This window comes from Acinetobacter sp. Swhac1 (assembly GCF_013390985.1).
Lineage (GTDB): Bacteria > Pseudomonadota > Gammaproteobacteria > Pseudomonadales > Moraxellaceae > Acinetobacter > Acinetobacter towneri.
This window is the reverse complement of record NZ_JACASN010000004.1, coordinates 46649-69431: the sequence shown is the minus strand read 5'-3', so window position 1 is coordinate 69431 and position 22783 is coordinate 46649. Positions and strand designations below refer to the sequence as shown.

At 39.8% G+C, this 22783-nt stretch carries 27 protein-coding genes; 1 reads left to right on the top strand and 26 read right to left on the bottom strand.

Features of this window, described 5'->3' with window-relative positions:
* Nucleotides 1-40: 40 nt before the first annotated feature.
* The 7 genes from HX743_RS03075 to HX743_RS03045 all read right to left on the bottom strand — a co-directional run bounded on the left by HX743_RS03075 (nt 41) and on the right by HX743_RS03045 (nt 6204).
* Nucleotides 41-1057 (bottom strand): phage late control D family protein, encoded by a 1017-nt coding sequence (locus HX743_RS03075; protein ID WP_178318481.1) that lies wholly within the window; start codon nt 1055-1057, stop codon nt 41-43.
* Nucleotides 1048-1257, bottom strand: coding sequence for a tail protein X (locus tag HX743_RS03070; protein WP_178318480.1), 210 nt, complete (start codon nt 1255-1257; stop codon nt 1048-1050). The genes HX743_RS03075 and HX743_RS03070 overlap by 10 nt, the downstream gene beginning before the upstream one ends.
* Nucleotide 1258: 1 nt before the next feature.
* Nucleotides 1259-1717, bottom strand: coding sequence for a phage tail protein (locus tag HX743_RS03065; protein ID WP_178318479.1), 459 nt, complete (start codon nt 1715-1717; stop codon nt 1259-1261).
* Nucleotides 1717-3996 carry a phage tail tape measure protein gene (locus HX743_RS03060; RefSeq protein WP_178318478.1) on the bottom strand — a complete coding sequence of 760 codons (2280 nt, stop codon included), beginning with the start codon at nt 3994-3996 and terminating at the stop codon, nt 1717-1719. Before HX743_RS03060 ends, HX743_RS03065 begins: the two co-directional genes overlap by 1 nt.
* Before the next feature lie 218 nt (nt 3997-4214).
* Nucleotides 4215-4487 carry a phage tail assembly protein gene (locus HX743_RS03055; RefSeq protein WP_178318477.1) on the bottom strand — a complete coding sequence of 91 codons (273 nt, stop codon included), beginning with the start codon at nt 4485-4487 and terminating at the stop codon, nt 4215-4217.
* Nucleotide 4488: 1 nt separating this feature from the next.
* A complete protein-coding gene (locus HX743_RS03050) occupies nt 4489-4998 on the bottom strand; it encodes a phage major tail tube protein (RefSeq protein WP_163123752.1) in 510 nt (169 codons plus the stop codon).
* 12 nt (nt 4999-5010) lie between these two features.
* Complete coding sequence (locus HX743_RS03045; protein WP_178318476.1) at nt 5011-6204, bottom strand: phage tail sheath subtilisin-like domain-containing protein; 1194 nt, start codon at nt 6202-6204, stop codon at nt 5011-5013.
* Between the two features lie 174 nt (nt 6205-6378).
* Between HX743_RS03045 and HX743_RS03040 the strand changes: the two genes are divergently transcribed.
* Nucleotides 6379-8307 carry an acyltransferase family protein gene (locus HX743_RS03040; protein ID WP_109291596.1) on the top strand — a complete coding sequence of 643 codons (1929 nt, stop codon included), beginning with the start codon at nt 6379-6381 and terminating at the stop codon, nt 8305-8307.
* Between the two features lie 27 nt (nt 8308-8334).
* Here HX743_RS03040 and HX743_RS03035 read toward each other — a convergent pair whose 3' ends face one another.
* From HX743_RS03035 to HX743_RS02945, 19 genes are all read right to left on the bottom strand, one after another.
* Nucleotides 8335-8799: a hypothetical protein gene (locus HX743_RS03035; RefSeq protein WP_178318475.1), complete on the bottom strand. Its 465-nt coding sequence runs from the start codon at nt 8797-8799 to the stop codon at nt 8335-8337.
* Complete coding sequence (locus tag HX743_RS03030) at nt 8796-9713, bottom strand: phage tail protein (RefSeq protein ID WP_178318474.1); 918 nt, start codon at nt 9711-9713, stop codon at nt 8796-8798. The genes HX743_RS03035 and HX743_RS03030 overlap by 4 nt, the downstream gene beginning before the upstream one ends.
* A complete protein-coding gene (locus HX743_RS03025) occupies nt 9714-10244 on the bottom strand; it encodes a phage tail protein I (protein ID WP_178318473.1) in 531 nt (176 codons plus the stop codon).
* The gene (locus HX743_RS03020; RefSeq protein WP_178318472.1) at nt 10241-11158 is read right to left on the bottom strand and encodes a baseplate J/gp47 family protein; all 918 of its coding nucleotides are present in this window, start codon (nt 11156-11158) and stop codon (nt 10241-10243) included. The genes HX743_RS03025 and HX743_RS03020 overlap by 4 nt, the downstream gene beginning before the upstream one ends.
* Nucleotides 11155-11487 (bottom strand): GPW/gp25 family protein, encoded by a 333-nt coding sequence (locus HX743_RS03015; protein WP_250316196.1) that lies wholly within the window; start codon nt 11485-11487, stop codon nt 11155-11157. Before HX743_RS03015 ends, HX743_RS03020 begins: the two co-directional genes overlap by 4 nt.
* A 5-nt stretch (nt 11488-11492) precedes the next feature.
* Nucleotides 11493-12017: a phage baseplate assembly protein V gene (locus HX743_RS03010; protein WP_178318470.1), complete on the bottom strand. Its 525-nt coding sequence runs from the start codon at nt 12015-12017 to the stop codon at nt 11493-11495.
* Nucleotides 12014-12589, bottom strand: coding sequence for a hypothetical protein (locus HX743_RS03005; protein ID WP_178318469.1), 576 nt, complete (start codon nt 12587-12589; stop codon nt 12014-12016). Before HX743_RS03005 ends, HX743_RS03010 begins: the two co-directional genes overlap by 4 nt.
* Nucleotides 12574-13083 (bottom strand): phage tail protein, encoded by a 510-nt coding sequence (locus tag HX743_RS03000; RefSeq protein WP_178318468.1) that lies wholly within the window; start codon nt 13081-13083, stop codon nt 12574-12576. Before HX743_RS03000 ends, HX743_RS03005 begins: the two co-directional genes overlap by 16 nt.
* A complete protein-coding gene (locus tag HX743_RS02995; protein ID WP_119064369.1) occupies nt 13080-13409 on the bottom strand; it encodes a hypothetical protein in 330 nt (109 codons plus the stop codon). Before HX743_RS02995 ends, HX743_RS03000 begins: the two co-directional genes overlap by 4 nt.
* Nucleotides 13409-13717 (bottom strand): hypothetical protein, encoded by a 309-nt coding sequence (locus HX743_RS02990; RefSeq protein WP_178318467.1) that lies wholly within the window; start codon nt 13715-13717, stop codon nt 13409-13411. Before HX743_RS02990 ends, HX743_RS02995 begins: the two co-directional genes overlap by 1 nt.
* Before the next feature lie 45 nt (nt 13718-13762).
* Nucleotides 13763-15742, bottom strand: coding sequence for a phage major capsid protein (locus HX743_RS02985; RefSeq protein WP_178318466.1), 1980 nt, complete (start codon nt 15740-15742; stop codon nt 13763-13765).
* Nucleotides 15743-17302: a phage portal protein gene (locus HX743_RS02980; protein WP_178318465.1), complete on the bottom strand. Its 1560-nt coding sequence runs from the start codon at nt 17300-17302 to the stop codon at nt 15743-15745.
* 3 nt (nt 17303-17305) lie between these two features.
* On the bottom strand, nt 17306-17851 hold the full coding sequence (locus HX743_RS02975; protein ID WP_178318464.1) for a hypothetical protein: 546 nt from the start codon (nt 17849-17851) through the stop codon (nt 17306-17308).
* A gap of 111 nt (nt 17852-17962) precedes the next feature.
* Entirely contained in the window at nt 17963-18295 is a 333-nt protein-coding gene (locus tag HX743_RS02970) for a hypothetical protein (RefSeq protein WP_178318463.1), read from the bottom strand.
* Complete coding sequence (locus HX743_RS02965) at nt 18288-19133, bottom strand: hypothetical protein (protein ID WP_178318462.1); 846 nt, start codon at nt 19131-19133, stop codon at nt 18288-18290. Before HX743_RS02965 ends, HX743_RS02970 begins: the two co-directional genes overlap by 8 nt.
* 2 nt (nt 19134-19135) lie before the next feature.
* A complete protein-coding gene (locus tag HX743_RS02960) occupies nt 19136-19381 on the bottom strand; it encodes a hypothetical protein (RefSeq protein WP_131230003.1) in 246 nt (81 codons plus the stop codon).
* A gap of 76 nt (nt 19382-19457) precedes the next feature.
* Nucleotides 19458-21458: a phage terminase large subunit family protein gene (locus HX743_RS02955; protein ID WP_214129008.1), complete on the bottom strand. Its 2001-nt coding sequence runs from the start codon at nt 21456-21458 to the stop codon at nt 19458-19460.
* Entirely contained in the window at nt 21451-21951 is a 501-nt protein-coding gene (locus HX743_RS02950) for a terminase small subunit (RefSeq protein WP_178318461.1), read from the bottom strand. The genes HX743_RS02955 and HX743_RS02950 overlap by 8 nt, the downstream gene beginning before the upstream one ends.
* On the bottom strand, nt 21935-22762 hold the full coding sequence (locus HX743_RS02945; protein WP_178318460.1) for a hypothetical protein: 828 nt from the start codon (nt 22760-22762) through the stop codon (nt 21935-21937). Before HX743_RS02945 ends, HX743_RS02950 begins: the two co-directional genes overlap by 17 nt.
* Nucleotides 22763-22783: the final 21 nt, after the last annotated feature.

Sequence of the window (22783 nt, the reverse complement as noted above, 5' to 3'; positions counted from 1 at the left end):
AGTAACTTATTGACCTATTCCCCGAAAGTTTTTTGAGCATTTATTCCGCATCATTTGATTCGTTTTTTGTCTTATCTTCGAGTGTTTTGACACATGAAACAGTCGTTTTAAAGCCAACTTCTTTATCAATACTATGCGTGCATTGCTCAACAACCCAATCACCAGCAATGCCCTCTCTAAATTCCAAAAGTGTTATTGGCATCTCTGCAGAAATTGATGGATTACCAGGTATATTTAAACCTAACTTTTCTTCACCACGGCGTGACTGGTCAAGTGATGCCTGAGCAGCTGCATATGCACTCTTCTCATCTTGATAACTATGTCGTAATCTTTTTACAGGCTCTCCATCTCCAACTTTTACTTCTTTTTTCTTTGCACCTTTTTTATCGTGCCAATACGCGATGACTGTGCCTGCACTATCACTTGTGCTCGAGGTCATTTCCCAATCGCTTACTTGTTCTTTAGCTAAAATCAAATTAGGTAAATCAATCTCACCACGTTTAACAAATAATAATTTTCCACCTGCAGGCTTGCAAATCACATCGTACCGCTTAGCAATACGTAATAAAAAGTTTAAGTCTGATTCATCTGACTGATCAAAATGAGGTAGTTTGATTTGTGCAACTGTATTGCTTACAAATGGATCCAAACCATGTTCTTTAGCAATTTTAGACACAACTGCTGACACACTTGTATTCTTTGGCCATGATCTTGTTTTTTGAGATGCTAATGAAGTAATTCCATTTTTGCTTGTAAGTTGTGGTACCGCACGACCACGAATAATCATTTTTTCAGGCGGTCCAGATAACGAAACTTCACTAACAATAAAAAGCCCCATATCCACCATTGCTAAGTCATACCCCATAGAGATTCTTAACTCAGCACCTTTTTTAGGTAATTCAATAGGACGAATGGGATCATCAATTAAAGATATTTCACAAGTATCTGATTCATAACCTGTACCATCAGTAATAGAGATATATTCGTATAAATCTGAAATGATGCCTGTAATGTCTTGTTCATTCGCAATGACAGAGAAGCACGGCTTTAATCCCATAATTTCACCTTCTGCTTTTCAATTGATTGTTTTGCTTCAGGCAGTTCAATCAAAACACCTGCAGGTAAAATTGGTGGATAGTCTGTAATGCCAAAATTTGCATCAATAATATTCTCTACCACTTGATTATCGGTACTACCGTAATAACGGTATGCAATTTCATCAAGGGTATCTCCATCTTTCGTTGAATATTGAGCCATATTAGATACCTACTGCATTCATTATTGTATCGAATAAACCTAAGCGTCCTGCACTATCAGAATATTTGCGCAGATTCACGGTAAACTCTTGGCGACGCGGTACACCAAAAGCTGCGAACTTAGTCTGACCTTCTGTGATGCTGCCAATCACCCAATAACCTAAAATTTTACCTGTACCACTCACAAGTAATTGAGGTTGCCCTGTTGCAGCCAATGCCCTGAGGTCGTCAATTTGCCCAGTACCACCTTTAAACTCAGGGTAAACTACGCCTGTTAATGAAATTGCATCTTCACCCGGTCCTAAATACTGTAAGTTATCCCAACCGCCAAAAACCGCTTGTTCTCCCCACTTATAATTTGTGGTTCGATTCAGTTCTTGATATGCAGCTGTATAAATACAAAACCTAAATGTTCCCAACTTCATCATTGAGAGGAATGTACCAAAAATTTGACCGTCCATTATTGTGCATACCCCGCATCTAACATTGAACCGCGTTGAGCTACACCATTCGCTCTATTCATTTTTTGCATGACCAAATTAGCAATTTCATTTGGATTTTGACCAGGCGCAGCATGAACTGTAATTGGTTGATTAAAATGCTGTGTCACAGATGGCTTGGTACCACTTGCACCTCGAATTTGTGGTGCTGGTCCTGTGCGATAAGGAACTGATGCTCTTGGCTGTGACGTCGGAGCGTTTTTAGAACCACCACCAAAACCTAGAGAGCTTTTTACAGCGCCAAAGAATCCACCTATAGTCGGTGCTTTATTTGCCAGATCCGCGACTTTACCGATGATTCCACCAATGTTGGTATGAATCCAAGTTAATGCATTAACTAAAACCTGAATTGGAGCCAGAATAAAATTAATTGCTGCCCCCACAATACGACCAAATGATTCACCCGCACTTGTTGCTGTTTTTAATTGCTCTTCTGTAGCTTTGGTTGGTGAAATCAGCTTCATAAACCAGTCATACACAATGCCGATTCCATTACCAATCATTTGAATGACTGGCTCTAGCCATGACATCGACTTATACAAATCGGTAAATGAAGTAATCACCGGTTCAAGACCTTGTTTTAAACCCGTCCAAAAACCACTGAAAAAGGCTTTGATTCGATCCCAATATTTATAAATCAGCACACCTGCTGCAATTGCAGCTGCTGCAACGATACCCCACGGCGTACGCATAAGCGCAAAACCGACTTGTTTAATAATTGGAATAAATTTAGCAAAAGAAACCTGCGACAGCATCAAGCCTGTTTGCATACGTGTGAAAGCACCCATAACCCCAAAAATAGGCGACTTCACAGCAACCATTGCCAAACGCACGGCTAAAAATCCCACTTTAAATGCCGTCAGTGCTGCAACTGCCATCACAATACTACCGACCAATTTCGGATTATTGCTGACAAAATCTGAAAAACCATCTATGACTGGTGTAAGTGTATTTGCAAGTTTGTTTACTACTGGCTCAAGTGAGTCTCCGAATGCTATTTTCAAGCGACCCAAGGCAGCAACCATACCGCCCACACCTGATTTAGTTGTAGCACCCATTTTTGCAAAGTCTGCATCAATTACATCACCGCCAGCTGCCAATGCAGAAGCCTTAACTCGCTCGTACTCCTCCCAATTCTGAATCATTGGACGTACAAAATTTTGAACTTGCATATCACCAAAGAGTTCTCCAAGTAGTTTTTGGTCACCCCCTTTGGTAATTTTCATAACATCACGCATGGCAACTTCAAATGGATTTTCGCCATTTTTTTGAGCTGCTGTGATGTTTGCATATAGATCAACGCCAAATTTATTTGCTTTTTTTAGCGTGTCAGGTGACAAAATTTTTGCCATGAAGTTTTTCATGTTGTTTGCTGCTTCAGATTCATCGCCCGCACCTTTACGAGCAATTTGCAATGCCGCACCCATGGTGGCGGCTGCTTCACTGCCTTCCATTTTTAGTGCTTTAAACGATGCACCAAGAGTTGGAAGATATTGAGCCATCGCCTTAAACTCAAAGTTACCCTCTTTACCAGCCTGCACCAAAATACCTAAGTTGTCCTTCATTGCACTTGGTGCGACTCCAAGTGTGTCGTTCAAAGTGAAGGCTGCTTTTGACACATCCTCAATTGCTGCACCTGCTGCAACAGCAGCCATACCAACTGGTCTCAGCATTTTAGTTGCAACATCCTCACTCATACCCGCTGCAATCAAAAAGCCCTGCGAAGTCTGAACATCCTGAACTGTAGCGCCTAAAAACTTCGATGTTTCCATGATTTCATTTTTCATGGCCTTGATCTGTTCATTAGACATATTTGCAGTATTGCCAATCATCTGCATGTTGTAATTAAATTCTGATGATGCAGATACGGCGGTATAAAGTGATGCACCAACCGCCACGGCTTGTGCCACTGTAGAACCAATTTGGCCTTTTAACTCTGTTGCTTTTTCTTGATTTTTTAAACGCGCATGTTCAATTTTATTGAGCTTCTGCTGTGCCGTCGTCAATCTGTTTAATTCATCCGTAACAGCGGAATAACGTGCACGTAAGTTATCAACGTTTTTACCCATACTGCCAAAGGTGCGGATTGACTCACCCAGCATGGCCTGATTTTTTTTAACTCGATTAATTTCAGAGCCAATTTTGCCAAGTTGAGACGTAGTACTGCCAATTGCTGACTTTAAAGACCCTGCAACTTCACCACCAATGGTGATAATTGCATTCAATTTTTTATTTGACATTGCATCGGACACACTTAAACCAATGTGCCATTTTGTTATTTTTAATGCATTTTATTCATTATTCACTTATGCAAAGAAAAACCGCATTTAAGCGGTTTCTCTAGGGAGTCCATCACACCACCAAATCAATCTCGAAATGGGTAATTTCTCAATTTCAGACAGTGGCCATGATGAAAAAGAGGATAGTGCAAGTACATACTGGCGAATGTCATTTGCACTTATTCGGTAAAAAGTCGGTATGACTCTTGGATCCGTTTATAGTCCTTTAAACCCAAACATTTAATAAAGTCCGGTGTAATTTCACACAGATTTGCGAACATCGTGATTTCCTGCTCGGCATCAGACTTGCCCTTTGCTTGCAGTTCAGCAGAAAGTAAATCTTGCACTGTTGGTTCGCGCATACCAATCTGATTCAAGCCATCATAAGCACGGCTTAATGTGATTTGGTTCATACCTTCATTTTCTTGAATATATTCTTTTTGAGTTGCCATTTTACATTCCTAACGCTGAGCGGATATCCGCCAATACATCTGTGCCATTAATAATACGAACCATGTTGATCACATCAACTTCATGAATAACCTGACCACCAATCGTTTGTTTGTAATACGTCAAAGACAAATCATATTTATCTTTAGGTGCTTCACCAGCTTTTGAGGTACCTTGGTTAATTTTGACAATTTTACCCGTCAAATTATGAACCACGGCTGTTACTGTGCCGTCAAATGACTCCATTGCCTCACGCACTGTAAATGAAGTTTGGCTACCTTCTTTCACACCAAACAAAGACAAGACATCGCGATCATGTGCGTTCAAAGTAAAGTCAGCAACTAACTTTTCCATCCCCATTGTGATATCAATCGGGGCATCCATGCCACCAGCGCGGTATTCTTCAGTTTGTAAAGACAATTCAGGCATATTGGCTTCATCTGTGTTACCAGCATAGCCACGACCATCAACAAATAAATTAAAATTCTTACGAATATCCTTTGCTACACCCATCTCAAATACTCCTTAAGAAAAAATCTCTTTGATATAGTCATTAACCAAGTGAGAACGGAAAATAATATGCTCGGCTGGATACACTGGCGTAAAGTCAAAATCGAAATAGATTTTCCCTTGTGCAATTTGATCTGCTGAATTTAGATCAGGGTCTGCCCAACAAGAACCCCCCAAAATAGCACCGATGTTTGTGAGGTAACGCAAGTAAGCATTCACACCCTCAATCACATCATCTACATAAGTTTTTGTAATGCCACGATCTACAGCCCAAAGGTGTGCAGCTTTTAATGATTCATCAATCATATCTGCTGTACGTACAACACATAAGAATGCCCATTTTGAATCACTTGAAAGTGTGCGGTTGCCCCAAAGACGATAGCCCTGCTGACGAATAATTGTCGTGATATTTTTTTCATTGAGCAAATTAGCACGACAATTCGCGTCGCCCATTGCAAAATCAATTGCGCGAGCAGTACCAACAATACCATTAATTTCTTGGTTAGACGGAGACCACCACCAGCCACGATCATTATCTGATTTAGCAATTAAACCAGCAACACAAGCACTTGCCCATTCTTGAGAAGTTTCACCGTCGACTGATTTTAAAACTTTAGGATCGACTAAAAATACGCGTTTAGAACCAAAGTCTTTTGAGTATGCAATTGCATCAGCATCATTGGTATTTGGGCCATCGGCAACAATGACTGCTTTTAAGCGCTCTGCAATACCAATTAATTCCGCAACAACTGGATTTGATGTAGCTGGTGTTTCGCCAACTGCTTCTGTACGCGTATGTGTAAAACCAGGTGCAATTAGAATTTTAGGAACAAAGCCTGTGATGTTTTCAGATGCTAGGAATGCATGAACACCTTCATATGTGCCAGTGTTTGCATCAACACCACCAATTACATTTGCTAATGTAGCTGGAGCTGTTCCCTCTTCATCGATACGCACAACAATAACCACGGCGCCAATTTGATCAAAAATAGAATCAAGCGCTTGTGGTAGCGTTCCTGTTTCACCAAGCTTTGCTGCAAGCGTACGTGACCCTGCAATTAAAACAGGTTTGTTTAGTGGAAAAATTAAAGGATCGGCTTCTGGTGCAGACCCAATTAACCCAATTGTGGAACTACGTACGGTAGTGATGGGGCGTGCACCATCATCTACTGTGACGTTTTGAATCCCATGTAAAAATAAGTCACTCATTAACCGCAATCTCAGTTGAAGATTTTAGTCAATTCTTACGCTTTAGCCTGTAATTTTCATTATTCACAATTGCGCTAATAACCTTAAAAATTCTGTGCAATTAAAGCTTTATTTTTCTAGTTTCTATAAAATAGCCAAGATTTCGTCATTCAACATTTTAATAAGTTGCTATAAATGAATTTTAGATACGATATAAATGGACTTAGAGCAATAGCTGTACTTGCTGTTGTTGTTTTTCACTTTAATCCACAATGGTTACCTGGTGGATTTGCAGGGGTAGATGTTTTCTTTGTCATTTCTGGCTTCTTAATGACATCGATTATTTTCAGTGGTGTAGAAAAAAATACTTTTAATTTATTCAAATTCTATAATGCTAGAGCAAACCGAATTGTGCCTGTACTTGCAGCTATGTCTGCCGTATTACTTGTATTTGGTTGGTTTTACTTACTACCTACAGACTACCGTGACTTAGGACGTCAAGTTGAAAAAAGCTCTCTATTTATTTCGAATCTACTATTCGCAAAAGGTGGTGGTTACTTTGATACTGCAGAGCATACCAAATGGCTTCTTCATACTTGGTCTTTATCTGTTGAATGGCAATTCTATATTTTTTTCCCAATCGTCATTATCGCTCTTAAAAAGTACTTGAGTGTTAGCAATTTAAAACGTGTGGTTTTAGGCTTATTTTTAGCAAGTTTCATTTACTGTATTTATGCGACTTATAAAGATAGTAAAACTGCTTACTTCTTACTGACAAGTCGTGCTTGGGAAATGCTCCTTGGTGGATTAGCATTCCTATATCCATGGTCATTAAAAAATAAGCTACATCAAATAGTGACTCAGTGCTTAGGCATAATCTTAATTATTGCTTCATATTTTTTAATATCAAAAGACACGCCCTGGCCTAGCTACATGGCACTAATTCCTGTACTTGGCGCATATTTAATAGTAGTGGCGAACTATCAAAATAATTTTGTCATTAATAACCCTGTTTCTAATTATATTGGTAAATGGTCCTACTCTATTTACGTTTGGCACTGGCCTCTGGTGGTTTTAGGTTTTTACTTTGCATTTGAAAATTGGTGGATGTATGGAATCCCTCTGTCAATTTTACTTGGTTTCTTAAGTTATCAGTTTATTGAGAAAATCAATTTCCCGCGCTATGCATCATGGAAAGATATCTACAAAGTTAAACCTTTTTATGTTTTTTTAGTTATTTTAGCGTGTGGATATGTTGTTAAAAAAACTAATGGTCTCGAGTATCATTACCCTCAATTTTTATTAGATATTAACAATGAGGAAAAAACTACCAATCCCTATAATTGCTTACCAAATATTAATAGCAATGGATATGCGCAATGTAAAATTGGAAATAATCAAAATATTCGAGCAATTGTAGTTGGTGATAGTCATGCTGATGCCATTCTTACTTCTATTAGTTCCCAATATAATTTAAAGAATGAAGGTATCTTATCCTTAACACGCTCAGGCTGCTCATTCATTCTCAATGCAAAAAGAACTTTCGATGTAAATAATGTATGTTATTACGAAAACTTTGATCGACTAAAGACACTACAAAATTATAATAACACGCCTATTTTTATCGTAAGTCGCTGGACAGCAAACATCTATGGCGAGTCAGATCCAGAAAAAATTGAAGGAAATAATATCCCTCCTATGTTCTTTGAAAAAACTACAGAAACTCAAGGGAAAACTCTTCTGAAGCAATTTTCAAAAAATCTAGAAGAAACCCTTTGCGCACTACCACCTAGTGCACCTGTTTATATTGTTCAGCCAATTCCTGAGATGGGATTTAATGTATCCAAAAAAATGAGCCATATGATACTTAGAAAGGAAAAAAATATAGATTTATCTATCAACAGTGCTACGTACTATAATCAAAACCAAGAGTTACGAGAGATAATTCAAAAAGTAGCAAATAAGTGTAGTGCCTATGTTTTGGATCCTGCCAAATATCTATGTAAAACAGGAAAATGTTTAGCTCAATATAATGGATACCCAATTTATCGTGATGGTGATCATTTAAATGAATATGGAAACAAACTTTTAATACCTATGTTTAAGCAAGCCTTAAATCCTTAATAATAAAGCCCTCAATGAGGGCTTTATTTACAAGTTTGAAGTATTCTCCCAAAACTCATCAATTTCTAAATCTGTTTTATTCAACATGTCACGTATAACATCAATACTTGGGTCTGTACGAACGAAATTACCTGCGTCTTTAAAACTGATCATGGTCAATTCACGTGTATATTCATCTTCAATGAGCATGATTTGAGCTTCAATGTCTAAAGACTTATAGCCATATTCAAGCATGCCACGCATAAATTGGTAGCGTGTGAGTTTTGGATATTGTGAACGTTTGTATGCGAGTTTTTCCTCTTCTGTGCGTGTGTCAATCCACTCTGAGCCGTTCCACTCTGTATGAAACTGGCTAGGTTTTGGGGTTTCATGCTTTAAGCTTTCAGCTTCTGTCATTAATCGATATTTACTTAAATCAATCCAATCACTGACGTTTACTTCATCTTCAAAATAGCGAATTTCTGAACCATCAATCGCAATATATTTTTTCATCGTAGTTCTGCCCATGTCTGTAGTAATGCGGTATTAACAACTGTTACTTTGTACGTGCTTCCTGCAGGAATAACCACAAAAATAAACCCGTATGCTTCTTGGTCATAAATAGGTAGTGAAATACCGTCAATCTCTATTTTCCCGGTTGCGTCGAAGTTAGCACATATGAACAGTTGAATAGGTTTTCCCGTTGTATTTGTATAAACAACACCGCTGTTACGGGATGACTTAACGTTTTGCCAAGCTTGGTCATAACCAAGCAACGGCAAATTAATGTTTGAAGTGCCGTCAAATGATACACCACCAATCGTACGTGCAGTTTGTAGCTTGGTTGCACTTACAGCATTATCATTTTTACCCAACTTACCATCTTGTAAGGATTTACCAGCATTTGCGGACAACGGCTTATTAGGATCAGCAGTAATTAAATTATCTACAATCTCAGAACGTTTAATAAAATTTTCTTCTACCCATGCTTGCGTTGCAAAAATCAATGAATCATCAAGCGTAATCGATACGACATTCCCATCGGTAATATTTTGTGTGAACTTCAGACGGTATTCAGAAACGCCTGATGGATCTGCCACTTTTTCAAATGGTGCATGTGAGCCGTGTGAAAGCAGTTTTCCATTTCCAATGATACCCATTTCACGAATTGTAAAGCCACCAATGTCAGATGGAATAATTGTTTCAATAACGATCCAATTCGGATTGGTAGGGTGGCGTTCATACTTGGTAACGGCTTGACGGTGTACTTCACGCACTAAAGTCGTTCGACTTTTAGAAGGGGTCGGAACAGATCCATTGCCGTCGCCAAAAGCAATGTGCGTGATGTCGACTTTTGTATTGGTGGCGATTGCGTTGGCGACTTCAGCATCACCTAAATTCGTTGTGACATTATAATATTCAGCCATTTATGACCTCGGCTCGCTTGTATACGTTAATGCTGTTTGATGCACAATAAGGTTGCGTATCGTTAAAATTGGGTTAATTGTTACTGTTAAATTTGCTAGATGACGCGATGCGGCTTTTGATTCAGACACTAATCTATTTATTTCACTGTATGTTTCAGCATTTAAGCTTTTACCAATGACGTTCAACTCTAAATTAAACGTTCCTGGTGTCAGATTCGGCTGTGCTTGCCACCATTCAATCAGGTTGACTTCATAACCAAAAGGTTCTAAGGCTTTCTTAATAGCTGCAGGTGTGCCTTTTAAACGATGTAAATCACGTGATTCTTTAATGACTTTTCGTTTTAATTCTTCTTGCCAGTTTTCATCCCAATAGTCGACTGACTTTTGCCAAGCGATGAAGGGTAAAAACTGTGATGGCACATGATCAATATCTTTGATAATGCGAATTGAGGGTAAATCAAAAGCATTCTTACCAACTTCAGCAAGTTTTCTTTCTAAGTCTGTGGAATTTGGAGGAAGTAAACTTGTCAAATTACACCTCCAACTGTAATGTTTTTAGATGTGCAGTATGGATGGTGATAACTGTCCATTACCAAATCTGAGGCTGGCGAAGTAATCTCGACTCGCTCAATCCCATCCACATGCAATGCAGCATAAATTGCAGATAGGTAAATACTTTCACCGTTTTTTTGAGCATTTTTAATGTATTTATCTAATCGAATATTTGCAGCTTCAAGTAACAATGCATCCTCTGCATTTTTACCAACATATAAAACCGCTTCAATTTGGTAATTTGTTGCGATACTTGATTTAACTTTTGGTCTATCACCAACTGGACGCACCGTATCAGGATCTAAAGCCTTTTGAACAATTTGAATCAGTTCTTCTGATGCTGCACCGTTTTCACTATCAACTTGCGTAATCACAATGTCTAAAAAGCAAGGGGTTGCTTCATCGGATTTCACCTTAATACCATCTACTCGACCATCTGCCGATAATGTGAAATAGCGGTACGCATTTGCAGATCCAGCCGTATTCATACCATCAAATGATAAAATACAACGCTCACGTAATCGCTCATCAGATTCATACACAGCTTCAACTGGCGGAATTACTGTGTTATCCGCAGGCGTTACAACTAAGCGTGTTAGCCCGTATTCTGTTAAAGCCAAATGATCTAAATCTGATTTTTCCGCATAAGCAAGCAATAAAGATCTAGCGTCAGCATTACATTTTGCTTGATACAGCATTTCCAGATATGCATTTTCTTGTAGCAACTTCACCACTGGTTCAGATTCACGTTGCAATAACTGTCGTACTGCTTGTTGTTCAGATGCATCATATAGAGATATGAAGCTTTCTTTTCTTTTTGTGAAAATGGCTTCGTAGCTTAATTCTGTGATTAAGCTAGGCGGTAAAAGCTGTGAAAAATCGACTGTACTCATTTGCCCACCACAATCCCGTCCAATTGAACAGTCTTCCCATCAAGTTTGTATTTGCCAGTAATTCTTAGAACAATCTGTCCTACTACTGCGCTCGTTACATCTACAGCACTAACCACAAGGCGATCTTCCCACTTCATTAGGGCTTCTGCGGTTTCTGCAACAATATCAACCACCGTGCTTCTGTTAATTGGCGCATCAATTAATTCAAATAATCGAGAGCCATAATCACGGCGCATCACACGTGAACCAATCGGAGTATTTAAAATATCGGCAATCGATTGTTTTAAATGCTCCAACCCTGTCAATTCACGGCCCGTTTCAGCATTCATACCCATTAGTTCACCGCCCCAGTATTACCACTGCCAGTCTGAACACCCTTATGTGAATGGTCTTTACCAATGCTTTTGCCTTTATGCGTTACATCAGAACCATTAAATTCAGCTGAGCCATCTACAACCAAGCCACCATTAATCACAACCTTGCCACCTGAAGCGGAAAGATCGATATTTAATGTATTACTCGCTTTGTTGTATTCGACCACAGTCCCATCTGCATAAATATGCTTTGGGTTTTCGCCATCACCAGCATTCGGAAAGGCGTCTTGAGATATCGCAAATGCAATAACACCTTGTGATAAATCACCTGATGGAGACAGCACTAAAACTTGCTCACCTTTGGTATAACCGCCATTCCATGAGCGATCTGCTCCAGCACGTGTTTTAGACCACTCAAGACCCGATACCAACTCACCATCAAAATTTACTGTTGCAGTACCAGCGGCTAAATCAACGCTATCTACACGACCTATCTTTATAAGGTTTGCAAGGATGCGATCCATCTGTGCTAATGCATAACTCATGGCAATATTTCCTGATAAGCACTTGAATGAGCACTACCAATTTCGGGTGCCCAACTAAACCATGCTGTAGGCGTTACGCCTTCAGATTTCCAAATACTTTCACCAATATGAATAGGTATGGAAAAATCCACACGCCAAACATCATAGCGGTCTAGTCCAGGATAAAATGCATCTTCAGTCACATCTAAAAGAGTTAACGGACCTGTTTTTAATTCGTGAAAATGTTTGTTTTTAAAAAGGTATTGGGCAAGTTTTAAGGCAAGTGTTCTTACCTTTAATTTTGCAAAAGTTGGATTGTCTTGTTCTTTTTCCATTGCATCAATAACAACGCGCGCTTCAATGCGAGCAAACATAGGTAATTGCTCTGTACCTGCATCTCCTTCCAAATTCAACTCAAAGTCTGGAACCTCAAGCAACAATGCTGGTAAATTTTCTTTTTTTAATGGCGAGCGTTCATTTTCACTTCGATAAAATTCAATCAACTTAAAATTATCTTTAAATTGATCTGAAAGTTTTTTTACAATGTTCTCATGCATTGCAACGATGTCTGTGCCTTCTATCGCATCTGCCATTTCAATTCATGCTCCAAAACTTTAAAAAATTGCTCTTGGTACCCATTAGAAAAAGCCTGTCCATCTAAATACGAGTCTGCTTTTTCTTTAATTTCTAACGTTTGCTTTTCAAGTGGCAAACGCCCTTTTCCTTGTCTTTTAAAAACTTGACCTTTAGCAATAAAAGCACCGTCTCGCTTATGTTTGCCAGCAGTCACACCACGTTTAGTTTCACGTGCATTTAAATGAATCAATGATATTTCGTTTAAGCCATACCAAAGATTGATTGTCCAACCTGTACTTGTTTTTTGAATCGTCGTCTTACGCATTCTTCTGCGTAAAACCTTCTGCATAACTTGAAGCTCTGCACTCAAACCTTTTACAGTTCTCGTTTGAATCCACTTGGCCATCTTATTTAAAGTACGGCTTAATGCAGCATTAACTTGTTTTTCTGTAGGCTCTAACTCAGCAATAATTGATTCAATGCCTTGAGCACTAATACCAAGAGAAATCATGCATTCACTTCAAGTTTAAGAATAGACATTCCAGTACCGTCTTGCTGTGGATATGTCATCACATGAAATTTGCGACCGTCGGGAAGTAACAAGTCATCACCACGCGCCACACCTTTCACATCACTTGATTTACATGTAAAGCGTGGCTGAGCATCGTCAACTTCATATTCGCCAAGCTGAGCATTTAGATATGGCTCATCAAATATGCCTGTTACTGGCTTATCATCAGACCCATCCGCAAACTGAATCGTTGCGGTAATAGCAAAGCCACCTACCGCATCAGTTTGTAGGAAAACGTCTAAATTTTCCCAACTCGGCGAAGTCATTATTCGTCTTCCGCAGCTGCTTGAATCGCTTCGATTAACGCATCCTTGGTAAGCGATGCATCAAGTTCAATTTCATATTCATGCAGTGCAAATTCAACCAATTGAGCTTTTGTCATTTTAGCCAAATCAATCTCTCCATCCCCCTCTTGGGTGAAATCAGTTGCTTCAACCAATACGCCACGACCACGCGCCAATAAATCTTTTGCAAGATCTTGATCAACTTCAACTTCAGCGCCTGCAACACGAATTTCACCATCAATTGCAACAGCGGAAGTTAAAGCGATAACTACAGTTAGTTTCTTAACCATTTTTATATACCTATATAAAGTCTAAAGACAGGTTAGAAACCAGCATTAAGCTGGTTTCTTGCCATAGCAAATTGATGCAGTATTGCGAAGAATAAAGTCTACATCTTGGAAGCCAACAATGCGCACGCCACCTTTAGCACTTGATGAATACGGATCGACAGTAATATCAAGACCACCCCAAAGTGCGATGATTAGGTCGGCAAAGTTGCCAAAGAACACATCACCATTGGCAATTTGATTGGTTACTTCTGTGCGGTAGCCGTTCATTGTATTGCCTGCTTCCCAGATTGTACTTTCTGTACCAGATCCAAAACGCGCTGTTGTTTTTGCATGACCGCGCATTGCTGCGTTAATCACATATGCCATACGGTCTGCTTCTGCATTATCAGATGCAATTTCAGACTCCATTTTCACCAATTCAGCAAAAGTAGGATTATCCGCAGCAAAATTCACGGCGTTAATGCCTGAAATATTTTTAAGGCCTAGTGGCTGATTTGCAGAACCTGAACCGTAATAAGCAGCATGGTCAATTTTCAATGCAATTGAACGGTTTAAATCATTCCAAACCAAATCTTCTGCTGCTGGAGAGCTTTGTTGTAAAAGCTTACGTGTAATCTCAACACGGCCACCAACTGTTTTAGGAGATGCTTTTAATTGTGAAGTGGTAGGATTTGAAGCACCAACCTCTTCATCTTCACCCAACCAATATGCTGTTGAGCCAGCGGTTTGTTTTGGAATATCAACATCACCTACTAAACCACCCATCACATAACCAAGACCCATGATTGATGTACGGTTACGAAGCATGTCAATAAACATGTCTGCACGATGGTCTTCAGCAACAATGCTTGCGCCAGAGCTTGTAGTACCACCTTTTTCAAACGCACGATTTAAAACATCGCTTGGCACTAAAATACCTTGTGCAGTACGGCCATACGCTTTTTCAGCTTCACGGCTACATTCCATTTCAAAAGCAGCTGCTTCTTTATCTGCTTGTGTTGCATTTGGAAGTAATGCACGAATTGCGCGGACCAAGCTAAAACGCTGAACTTCCGAATCAGACAAACCAAGGTTACTATCACGCGTTTGTTCGCGTAACGGTTTGCTTTGTTTTTTATGGGTTCGTTCTAAAATTGCGGCTTGCAAATCTGTTGCTGTTTTATTTTCATCAATAAATTGACGAACCAAGTCACCCGCGCCAAAACGCTCACCTAAAGCAATAATATCGCTTACACGTTTGCGCTCTGCTTGCGCGCCTTGCTCTGCTGTATCATCAACAGCGCGAACCAATTCGATTGCACCAAAACGCTTACCTTCTGCGTCTACTTGTTGACGTACTTGGTTGCCCTTTTCGTCAGTAAAATATTCCCAATTCATAATGTGTGTTCTCTGTTGATGAGGAATTTGAGTATTGTTTATTTTTTCATTTTGCAAATTCGCAGGTGTGTTTTCATTATTCACAATTGCAGAACGTCCCACCCCTACTGTGATATCCGCAGGTACAGATACAAGTGAAATCTCATAAGGTTCCCAATCTGTAATGAGATAGACATCATTACCATCACGCGTTTCTTTTAACTTGGCACCGAGTACGCGATACCCCACAGATACATGCTTACGAATACCATCTTTAACATCTTGAAAAATCTCTTCTGCATGTGCTGAGCGCCCAAAACGAACTACCGCACGACCTTTACGATCTGCATCAATGCGCACAGATTCAACAACACCTACCTGATCATCCCAATCATGATTCAGCAACAAAGAACCACCAATAATGCGGTCCATACGCATAGCGCCAGCACTATGATCTAGAACCTCAAAACCAAACCAACGCTGAACTTCCACTTCACTTGAAAATGAAAGCTCTACAGTGCGTTTTTCTTCATCAATTGAAGCGCGCTCAAAAGTAAAAGAACGCGTTAATGCCTCCTTGTTAAATTCAGGCAACACAGTGTTTGAAGCATCACGTGTAAAATAGGTACCAGCCAAAGCCATCGCTAAATTGATACGGTTAATTTTCATTTACATACCTTCCTTTGGACGACCTACCGCCCCTGTTTGTTTGCGCCCCATGCTGGCAAGCACCATTTCTTCTGCGGTTTCAGCAGAAAAACCTTGATTAATGTATTCGTCTTTCATTGTTTTTAAATCACGCGCGGATTCTGCCCACACGGTTTGCGGATCTTTACCTTGTTCGCGAATTACAGAGCCTGGTGAAGTCAGCATGTTATTTTTTGCTTTTTCAGCGGCTGCTACTTCGCTTGATGGATCGATCCACGTCCAACGGCGTGCTTGCCAAGAAACCTTGCTTAATCGGTCAAGTTCCAAGGCTTGATATGAAGAACCATTTTTTTTCTTAATATGGCCTTTCAATAGCGAATATTTGAGCCATTCAAAAAATACAGGCTCAATCAGTGTTTCAATTAGCCATTGTTGTAATTCTTTCCAGTGTTCGCGCTCATCCAAAGTGCCCTGACGAATACTTGAGAAGTTGACGTTTTCCAAATCTGAAGCAAGGTTGTTATATAAAACCCCCATACCTGCAGCCATCGATCTAAGCATTGCTTTGTGAAATGGTAGAAATTCACCTGTTGGATAATTTGGCGACCACTCTTTAAGTTCAGCGCCTTCTGGCAACATCGGAAATTCACCAGCTTGCGATTCAATTTGAATCTCATCGTCTTCTTCAAATTTAGGACCGAAACCCTCACGCCACTGAATAAAACCCATTTTGTTGGCAGATACACGTGCATTCACAATAGCTGAGTCTTCAAACTCTGAAATTTGATGTAATCGGAATAAGCTTGTAGAAGTCCAAGGCAAGCCACGCTTTTGCCCAACCATGTCTTCTAAAAATCCATGAATCACATCGGATGCTTCTACTCGAGTGTAATTGTTAGTCGCTGTTCGATAGTAAACATCATCACCATCTGTGGCATTAAAGTAATACGCGATTGGCTTGCCATAAGTATTAAACTCAATGCCTTGGCGAATAAATCTGCCATTTTTCAACTTAGCGTTGTAATCAATTGGACAACGTTGTGCATCAATCAGCTGTAACGAAAACCCCCATGGCCCAGCGTCACCACCGCGAACGATCCGTGCAAAAAATTCACCATCCTTGGCGGCTGAAACCACACAAGTACGCTGAATAGAGCGCCATGTTTTCTTTGATTGGATGTCGCAGTTTTCTTTTTTCGACCACTCAGACCAAGCAAACTCAAGCGCATCATTGGCTTGTGCATCAAGTTTACCTGCGGAGTTTTTAACTTGTGCTTGAAGTGTCACACCAGTAGGGCCAACAATATTTTGGTGCACCATGCGAACATAGTTTTTTGCATAATCATTGTTTGAGCATTGCTCACGACTACGTGCTACTAAAATTCTTTGATTGCGCTCAATTACTATATCCGCGCTGATCGGCATAGATGGCCACTTACTGTTTAAGCGACTTGAAACAGCAGCTTTAAATGAGCGAACCATATTTCGATATAGTTTTTTAGGCTTGTTCACAGTTACGTCATTCAATTCTGTAACGTGTGGAGTTCTGATTTGGTCTTCTTTCTTTATTAATCCAAACATGGTTTACCCCAAACGCACACGTAATGTTTTACCGAACATGCTTTTGCCGGATAGCTTTGCTTCTTCACGGCTCACTTCTGCTCGATACTGATCACGTAGTTTCTTTAAAGTTTCTAGTGGTGTTCGATATAGTTCACGGTTGTTAATTCTGTATCGTTCTTGGTCAAGACTTGCACGCCCTTCAATAGTTGCCTCAATTGCATCTAGTGTTTTACGTGCATGACTTCTTAAATCTTGGCTTGTAGATATCGCCGCCAAGTCTGCTTTAATCTCAACAGCGCCAGCTTCAAGTTCATAAACTTCACCAGATTCAGTGTGAATTGCTCGAAGTGAATAGCCGTAATGACCCGCTTTGTATTCTTTTGTGACCAAAGCTGAAATATTGAAAATATGCATATTGCCCTGTGGCTCTGCCTGCATATCAATTGCATGAGCACCACGTAAATAGGCGTGAATTGTCCAATCGGAGGCAGGGTAAGCGGTCAAATTCAAACTAAATTTAAACGTAGTACCTGCTTTGATTTGGTTTGGAAATTGCTGACCACTCATGTATTTTTAACCAAAAATGCGTGTTTTCTTGGTCTTATCATTATTTTTTAGGCGTTTTTTTTCATTATTCACAATTGCAAAAAAAGCACCCTTTCGGATGCTTGTAAAAATTTAAACTTCTTCTTGAACTTCCGAAAGCCCCAATTCATCCAAAGCACTTTGCCAATTCTCTTGACTACTACCATCAAGCATTAATCGCTCGTATAGGTGTTCAAGTGATGGTTGCAACTCAGCAGGAACTACCTGCGCTCTTAATTCATCGTCACTGAATACTGCATAGTCCTCCGACTTCCACCACGAATGACAGCCCCAGAAAACATTACCTTCAGTATCCTGTAGCTTTACTGAAAGATTGTTAGGACCGCATCCATAAGCTTCAGCAATCTGGTTGATTGCATCTTTATGTGCATCAGGGATGATATTTACTACGGATAAGTTAAACACTTAGAGTCACTCCTGTACGTTTAGCTAATTCTTTCTCGATAACTGCTGTTTCAGCATCTGTAGTTAAACGACCCACACCGATTAAGCTGTAAATGTGACCGTTGAATGGGAATGATGTTCCTCCACGCCTACCGATATAAAGTGGATAGTTACCAAAGTTTCCTGAGCCTTTATATCCAAGTCCGTCCATACCACTTACACCATTCCTGCGGATACTAGATAGACTGTTAGAAATGTCGTGCTTTACTGATAATACTGCGGTGTCTGGAGCTATATATGTAAAACTACGTGCGAATTGGCTTACATCTACGGTAGCCGAACCACGCCCAATAGATATGTAACCGATACCACCAACATCATTACCTGCTATGAAGCAAAAAGAGCCATTGTTAACGTTATATGTTTCTGAGAGTTCTGTAATAATTTGCGCTGTATCTGATAATTTACGAACTCCTGCAAATAAGCTCGCTTTATCAGTAGCAGTAAAATCAATACTATTCGTCACAAGGAAGTCATCACTACCATCAAATTCTAAGTAATACACCCCTATTGTTGCATTGCGTTGTAATAATGGGCGTGATGCTGATGTGGTTTGGTAGGCATGATTACCACGACCTGACTTGTCCTTGATCAACCCAACAGCCTGCCCCACACCAGTCACAGGCACAGTCCCTGCTGCGTCTTGATAGAGTGTGGTTAAGTCGTTAGGGTCGTAAGCAAAGCCTTGCTCATTGTTGGCGAATAGTTTGCGAATTAGTGAGTGTATGGTTTCATTAACAAAAATGGCAGCTTTACCAGTTTTAGGCTCAATAGCTGCTCTTGAATTGACGATAGCCATAATTAACCTCGTCTTAATAAAACATCACCACCAACAACCTTGATGTAATGCCAGCTTTGCTGTAATACAGATGAATCATTAATAGCCAAATCTACAATCTTGACCCAGTTGACTTGATCGTGACTCCCATACACAGCACTCGCTGTTGCTGTTGATTGATATGTATATAGAGATGACAAGCCTTTTATTTTGTAAATTTGACCATTTTTAAGAGTAACTAGCTCAGCTGGAGAGATTTCAGTAACCATTTTATTTACTCAAATATAAAATTTGAATGTAGTCAAAGCTAACTTTGAAATCATTATTCAGTTTTGTTGTTGGTATTTAGGACGGCTTCTTATTTCCAAATATTCGTTTTTTCTTAACCACAGCACTCTTGATAGCTGGCATGACTATTTTTGCTTGTGGCTTTTTAACAACCTTACGTTTAACAACAGTTTTAGGCTTAGATTCGGTATTCTCTTTATTTTCAATCACAGGTTGATCTGACACATCTATTGATACACGCTCAGCTACACGCTTTAAATTCGGCTGCATAATTTTTAAAGCAGCCAAAGCATATACACGACAATCCAGTGCTTCATTTCGTGCTCGATCTGGCTTATGCCATTCACGTATTGGCTGTCCTTTGACATAGCGGATAATCAATTTTTCAGCCGTTAATTGTCTATACCATTCACTTTCTCGGTCATGTGGAAAATGACAATAGCCCGGTCCTTTCTTTTCTAAATCCAAACGGCGCATAACAGTAAGTTTTGCTTCATCTACCCCAACAATGAATAAATCAACTTTACGCTTATCTTTACCCGATTGCTTACGCTGTGGACTTTGCACAATTGGCATACCCCAACCTGCACGCCCTTTAATTGCAAACAACTTTCTATTTCTACGACTTTTTACATATTCATAGGCACGCTGTGTATAACCAGCCGTACCACCTGTATCTAAACATGCAGCCGAAACACTCAGTTGTGCACCCGATTCATGCAAATACGTAGCTTCAAGAATGTCGTCTAATTCTTCCCAAATCTCATCACCCAACGGATCACCCCAAAGCACACGGTAATCTATAGACCAACTTTCTTCACCTACACCCCAAGCGACAATCTCAAGTTCTAAACGATCCATCTGCATGTCGATACCACAAGTTAGATAGACACCTGCGTTCGGCACACGTGCGACATATTCCTCCGCACGTAGCTGTAGTATTTCAGGATCTGCCTTATCTCCATTTTCTTCATAAGTTTCACCCAGTGACACGTTTACAAATACCTGTAAATCATCAAGCACCAACTTATCTAAATAGGATTGCACGATGTCACGCATCTTACGGAATGTAGAAAGCATCTCTGGCGCGTGAAAGCTAATATGGCCCTTAAATGGTTTTTCTGCCTTCCAGCCGTGACCAAGTTTTTCAGCATTACGAATCGAAGCAATACGCTCACCATCAGACCACACTGCACCACAGCATTCACAGCGATAACCCGCTGTTTCAACATCATGCTCTTGATCTAAATCTTCTTTTGCGTCTTGAATATTTGTAGATTTTCGACCCTGCCAAGTGACATTTTCCCATCTTAGGAATTGTGCTTCATTGCAATGTGGGCATGGCACATAGTAACGGCGCATATCGCCTTGCTTAAATGCATTTTCTACACGACTTGCACCAGCAATTGTTGGTGTGCTCGATTCTGTTCTTAAAGCTTGATCACCAAATGTTGCTGACCGCTGAGCAAGTAATTCAATTGGATCACCCTCCGCTGTTGCCTCCATGCCGTCAATTTCATCAGCGTGAGTAATTGGCGCGGAACGTGAACGCAATGTCTTTGGTGAGCCCGCCCAGGAGAACATCAACCACCCGCCAACATAAGAAATCATGCGGCTATTATTCACACCATCACGGCTACGAGGCTTGGCCATCTTTTGAGAAATGGATTTGTTCGCCTCAATCATTGGACGAAGCTTGGTTTCTAGAAAGGTTTGCACATCACCTTGTGTTGGCTGTACAAATATTTGTGATTTAGGCTCATGAGCAATGAAATAGCCAGTTGCACACTGTTGAATTGTAGTTTTACCAAGCTGTGCACCTGTCATGTAGGTGATACGACGAACACCATATTCTTTGATGGCATCAATCATGCCACGCTGATACGGCGCATTATCAAAATTAATAGGACCTGGTATCGCATTACCAACAGGGATCTTAATATTTTTTTCTGCCCACTTACTTGGCAGAATATCTGGTGGCGGTACCAGATGATGCATAGAGCGTTTTACAGCATCTAGAACAGATCCATAATTACTGAATATAGAAAGATCACTCAATCTCTTCCTCCTCCAGCTCTTCTTCAGCTGAAGTTTCAAGTGCTAAGATCAGTTCAGCTTTTAATTTCTCTTTAAAAGCTCTTTCATCAGTTTCACCAAGTAGCTGTAAAACGGCACGCTGCGGCACATTCATAATATTTGCACGTATAGCAGCAAATACCATTGCTTGAGCACGCTCAAACTCTGCAATTAATGCAACCTCACCTTTTTTTGTGGCCAACTCTAATTCAGTAAGTTCTGTTTTTGCTTTTTGCTCACGCAATTTTAATTCTTCGAGGTCATCTGGAATGCCACCTGTTGCTTCTTCTACATCACGATCACGTAACCACTTAGAAACTTGAGCTGTATTAAACTGCCACTCTTGCCCTCGCCCACCTTTTTCAACAAAAGGGCAACCCTTTCTAACCCAAGCGTCAATAGTGGGCAAAGAAACGCCAAAAACATCAGCTAATGCCTGCCTAGTTACCTGTTTACCTTTAACAAGTGCAACCATCAAGTATTTCCCTCAGCCAATCAAATGGATTGCAGTAGATCATTTTGTTTCTTTTACTTTGATTTAAAAATGATGGAATTACCTGGAAATTATTCCACACGTGTAAACCACAAACATTTTCTGCCTGTAATGGAATCATGTGGTCAATTTCCCACTTAATTCCAGTTAATATCTCCCTATCTTTAGATAACAGATAGGCTTCGGTAAAAACGAAACTGTCCAATTCTGAATACCAAGATGGGGTTGCTTGTAATTTAGCGGCTCTACGCTTTTGTTTTCCATCTCTCAGCTTATCCTTATTTGCTTGTCTCCAAGTTTTTTGAAAACCTCTATTTTTATTTAATATGGCTTCTCTATTTTCAGAATAATACTTTGCACGTTTTTCTTTCAGCAATCCTAAAAATTTAAGTCTGTCATATCGTTCCTTATCTTTTTTTGCTATTTTTTCCTTATTTCGATTCCTGTATTCCAATGCCTTAGATTTAATACTGTCGATATTTTTCAGTCGATGGATTTTCTTACGACTATTTATTTTTTCCTTATTTCTACTGTAATACCTTAATGAAGCATCATTCATTTTGGCTTTATTCATCTCGCTGTACTGCTTCTGCTGCTGTCTAATATCATCCTTTTTATTAACATAACGTTTTTTTGAGTTGAGGCGTTTTATATCTAAATGATATTTACATCTACATGCTGAATTTTTAGTAGATCTTTCTGATACTCCACCGAGATTACATTTTTCACCAGTGAAAAACTTTTTCAATCCAAACTCTATTGCTGTTTTCCGGTCAATCAAATGTAAAAACATACTAAAAACCCATAATACGAA

What these genes read in the sequence shown, in the direction of transcription:
- HX743_RS03075 (WP_178318481.1), bottom strand. Translation starts at nt 1,057, where the DNA reads ATGGGATTAAAGCCGTGCTTCTCTGTCATTGCGAATGAACAAGACATT.
- HX743_RS03070 (WP_178318480.1), bottom strand. Translation starts at nt 1,257, where the DNA reads ATGGCTCAATATTCAACGAAAGATGGAGATACCCTTGATGAAATTGCA.
- HX743_RS03065 (WP_178318479.1), bottom strand. Translation starts at nt 1,717, where the DNA reads ATGGACGGTCAAATTTTTGGTACATTCCTCTCAATGATGAAGTTGGGA.
- HX743_RS03060 (WP_178318478.1), bottom strand. Translation starts at nt 3,996, where the DNA reads ATGTCAAATAAAAAATTGAATGCAATTATCACCATTGGTGGTGAAGTT.
- HX743_RS03055 (WP_178318477.1), bottom strand. Translation starts at nt 4,487, where the DNA reads ATGGCAACTCAAAAAGAATATATTCAAGAAAATGAAGGTATGAACCAA.
- HX743_RS03050 (WP_163123752.1), bottom strand. Translation starts at nt 4,998, where the DNA reads ATGGGTGTAGCAAAGGATATTCGTAAGAATTTTAATTTATTTGTTGAT.
- HX743_RS03045 (WP_178318476.1), bottom strand. Translation starts at nt 6,204, where the DNA reads ATGAGTGACTTATTTTTACATGGGATTCAAAACGTCACAGTAGATGAT.
- HX743_RS03040 (WP_109291596.1), top strand. Translation starts at nt 6,379, where the DNA reads ATGAATTTTAGATACGATATAAATGGACTTAGAGCAATAGCTGTACTT.
- HX743_RS03035 (WP_178318475.1), bottom strand. Translation starts at nt 8,799, where the DNA reads ATGAAAAAATATATTGCGATTGATGGTTCAGAAATTCGCTATTTTGAA.
- HX743_RS03030 (WP_178318474.1), bottom strand. Translation starts at nt 9,713, where the DNA reads ATGGCTGAATATTATAATGTCACAACGAATTTAGGTGATGCTGAAGTC.
- HX743_RS03020 (WP_178318472.1), bottom strand. Translation starts at nt 11,158, where the DNA reads ATGAGTACAGTCGATTTTTCACAGCTTTTACCGCCTAGCTTAATCACA.
- HX743_RS03015 (WP_250316196.1), bottom strand. Translation starts at nt 11,487, where the DNA reads ATGAATGCTGAAACGGGCCGTGAATTGACAGGGTTGGAGCATTTAAAA.
- HX743_RS03010 (WP_178318470.1), bottom strand. Translation starts at nt 12,017, where the DNA reads ATGAGTTATGCATTAGCACAGATGGATCGCATCCTTGCAAACCTTATA.
- HX743_RS03005 (WP_178318469.1), bottom strand. Translation starts at nt 12,589, where the DNA reads ATGGCAGATGCGATAGAAGGCACAGACATCGTTGCAATGCATGAGAAC.
- HX743_RS03000 (WP_178318468.1), bottom strand. Translation starts at nt 13,083, where the DNA reads ATGATTTCTCTTGGTATTAGTGCTCAAGGCATTGAATCAATTATTGCT.
- HX743_RS02995 (WP_119064369.1), bottom strand. Translation starts at nt 13,409, where the DNA reads ATGACTTCGCCGAGTTGGGAAAATTTAGACGTTTTCCTACAAACTGAT.
- HX743_RS02990 (WP_178318467.1), bottom strand. Translation starts at nt 13,717, where the DNA reads ATGGTTAAGAAACTAACTGTAGTTATCGCTTTAACTTCCGCTGTTGCA.
- HX743_RS02985 (WP_178318466.1), bottom strand. Translation starts at nt 15,742, where the DNA reads ATGAAAATTAACCGTATCAATTTAGCGATGGCTTTGGCTGGTACCTAT.
- HX743_RS02980 (WP_178318465.1), bottom strand. Translation starts at nt 17,302, where the DNA reads ATGTTTGGATTAATAAAGAAAGAAGACCAAATCAGAACTCCACACGTT.
- HX743_RS02975 (WP_178318464.1), bottom strand. Translation starts at nt 17,851, where the DNA reads ATGAGTGGTCAGCAATTTCCAAACCAAATCAAAGCAGGTACTACGTTT.
- HX743_RS02965 (WP_178318462.1), bottom strand. Translation starts at nt 19,133, where the DNA reads ATGGCTATCGTCAATTCAAGAGCAGCTATTGAGCCTAAAACTGGTAAA.
- HX743_RS02960 (WP_131230003.1), bottom strand. Translation starts at nt 19,381, where the DNA reads ATGGTTACTGAAATCTCTCCAGCTGAGCTAGTTACTCTTAAAAATGGT.
- HX743_RS02950 (WP_178318461.1), bottom strand. Translation starts at nt 21,951, where the DNA reads ATGGTTGCACTTGTTAAAGGTAAACAGGTAACTAGGCAGGCATTAGCT.
- HX743_RS02945 (WP_178318460.1), bottom strand. Translation starts at nt 22,762, where the DNA reads ATGTTTTTACATTTGATTGACCGGAAAACAGCAATAGAGTTTGGATTG.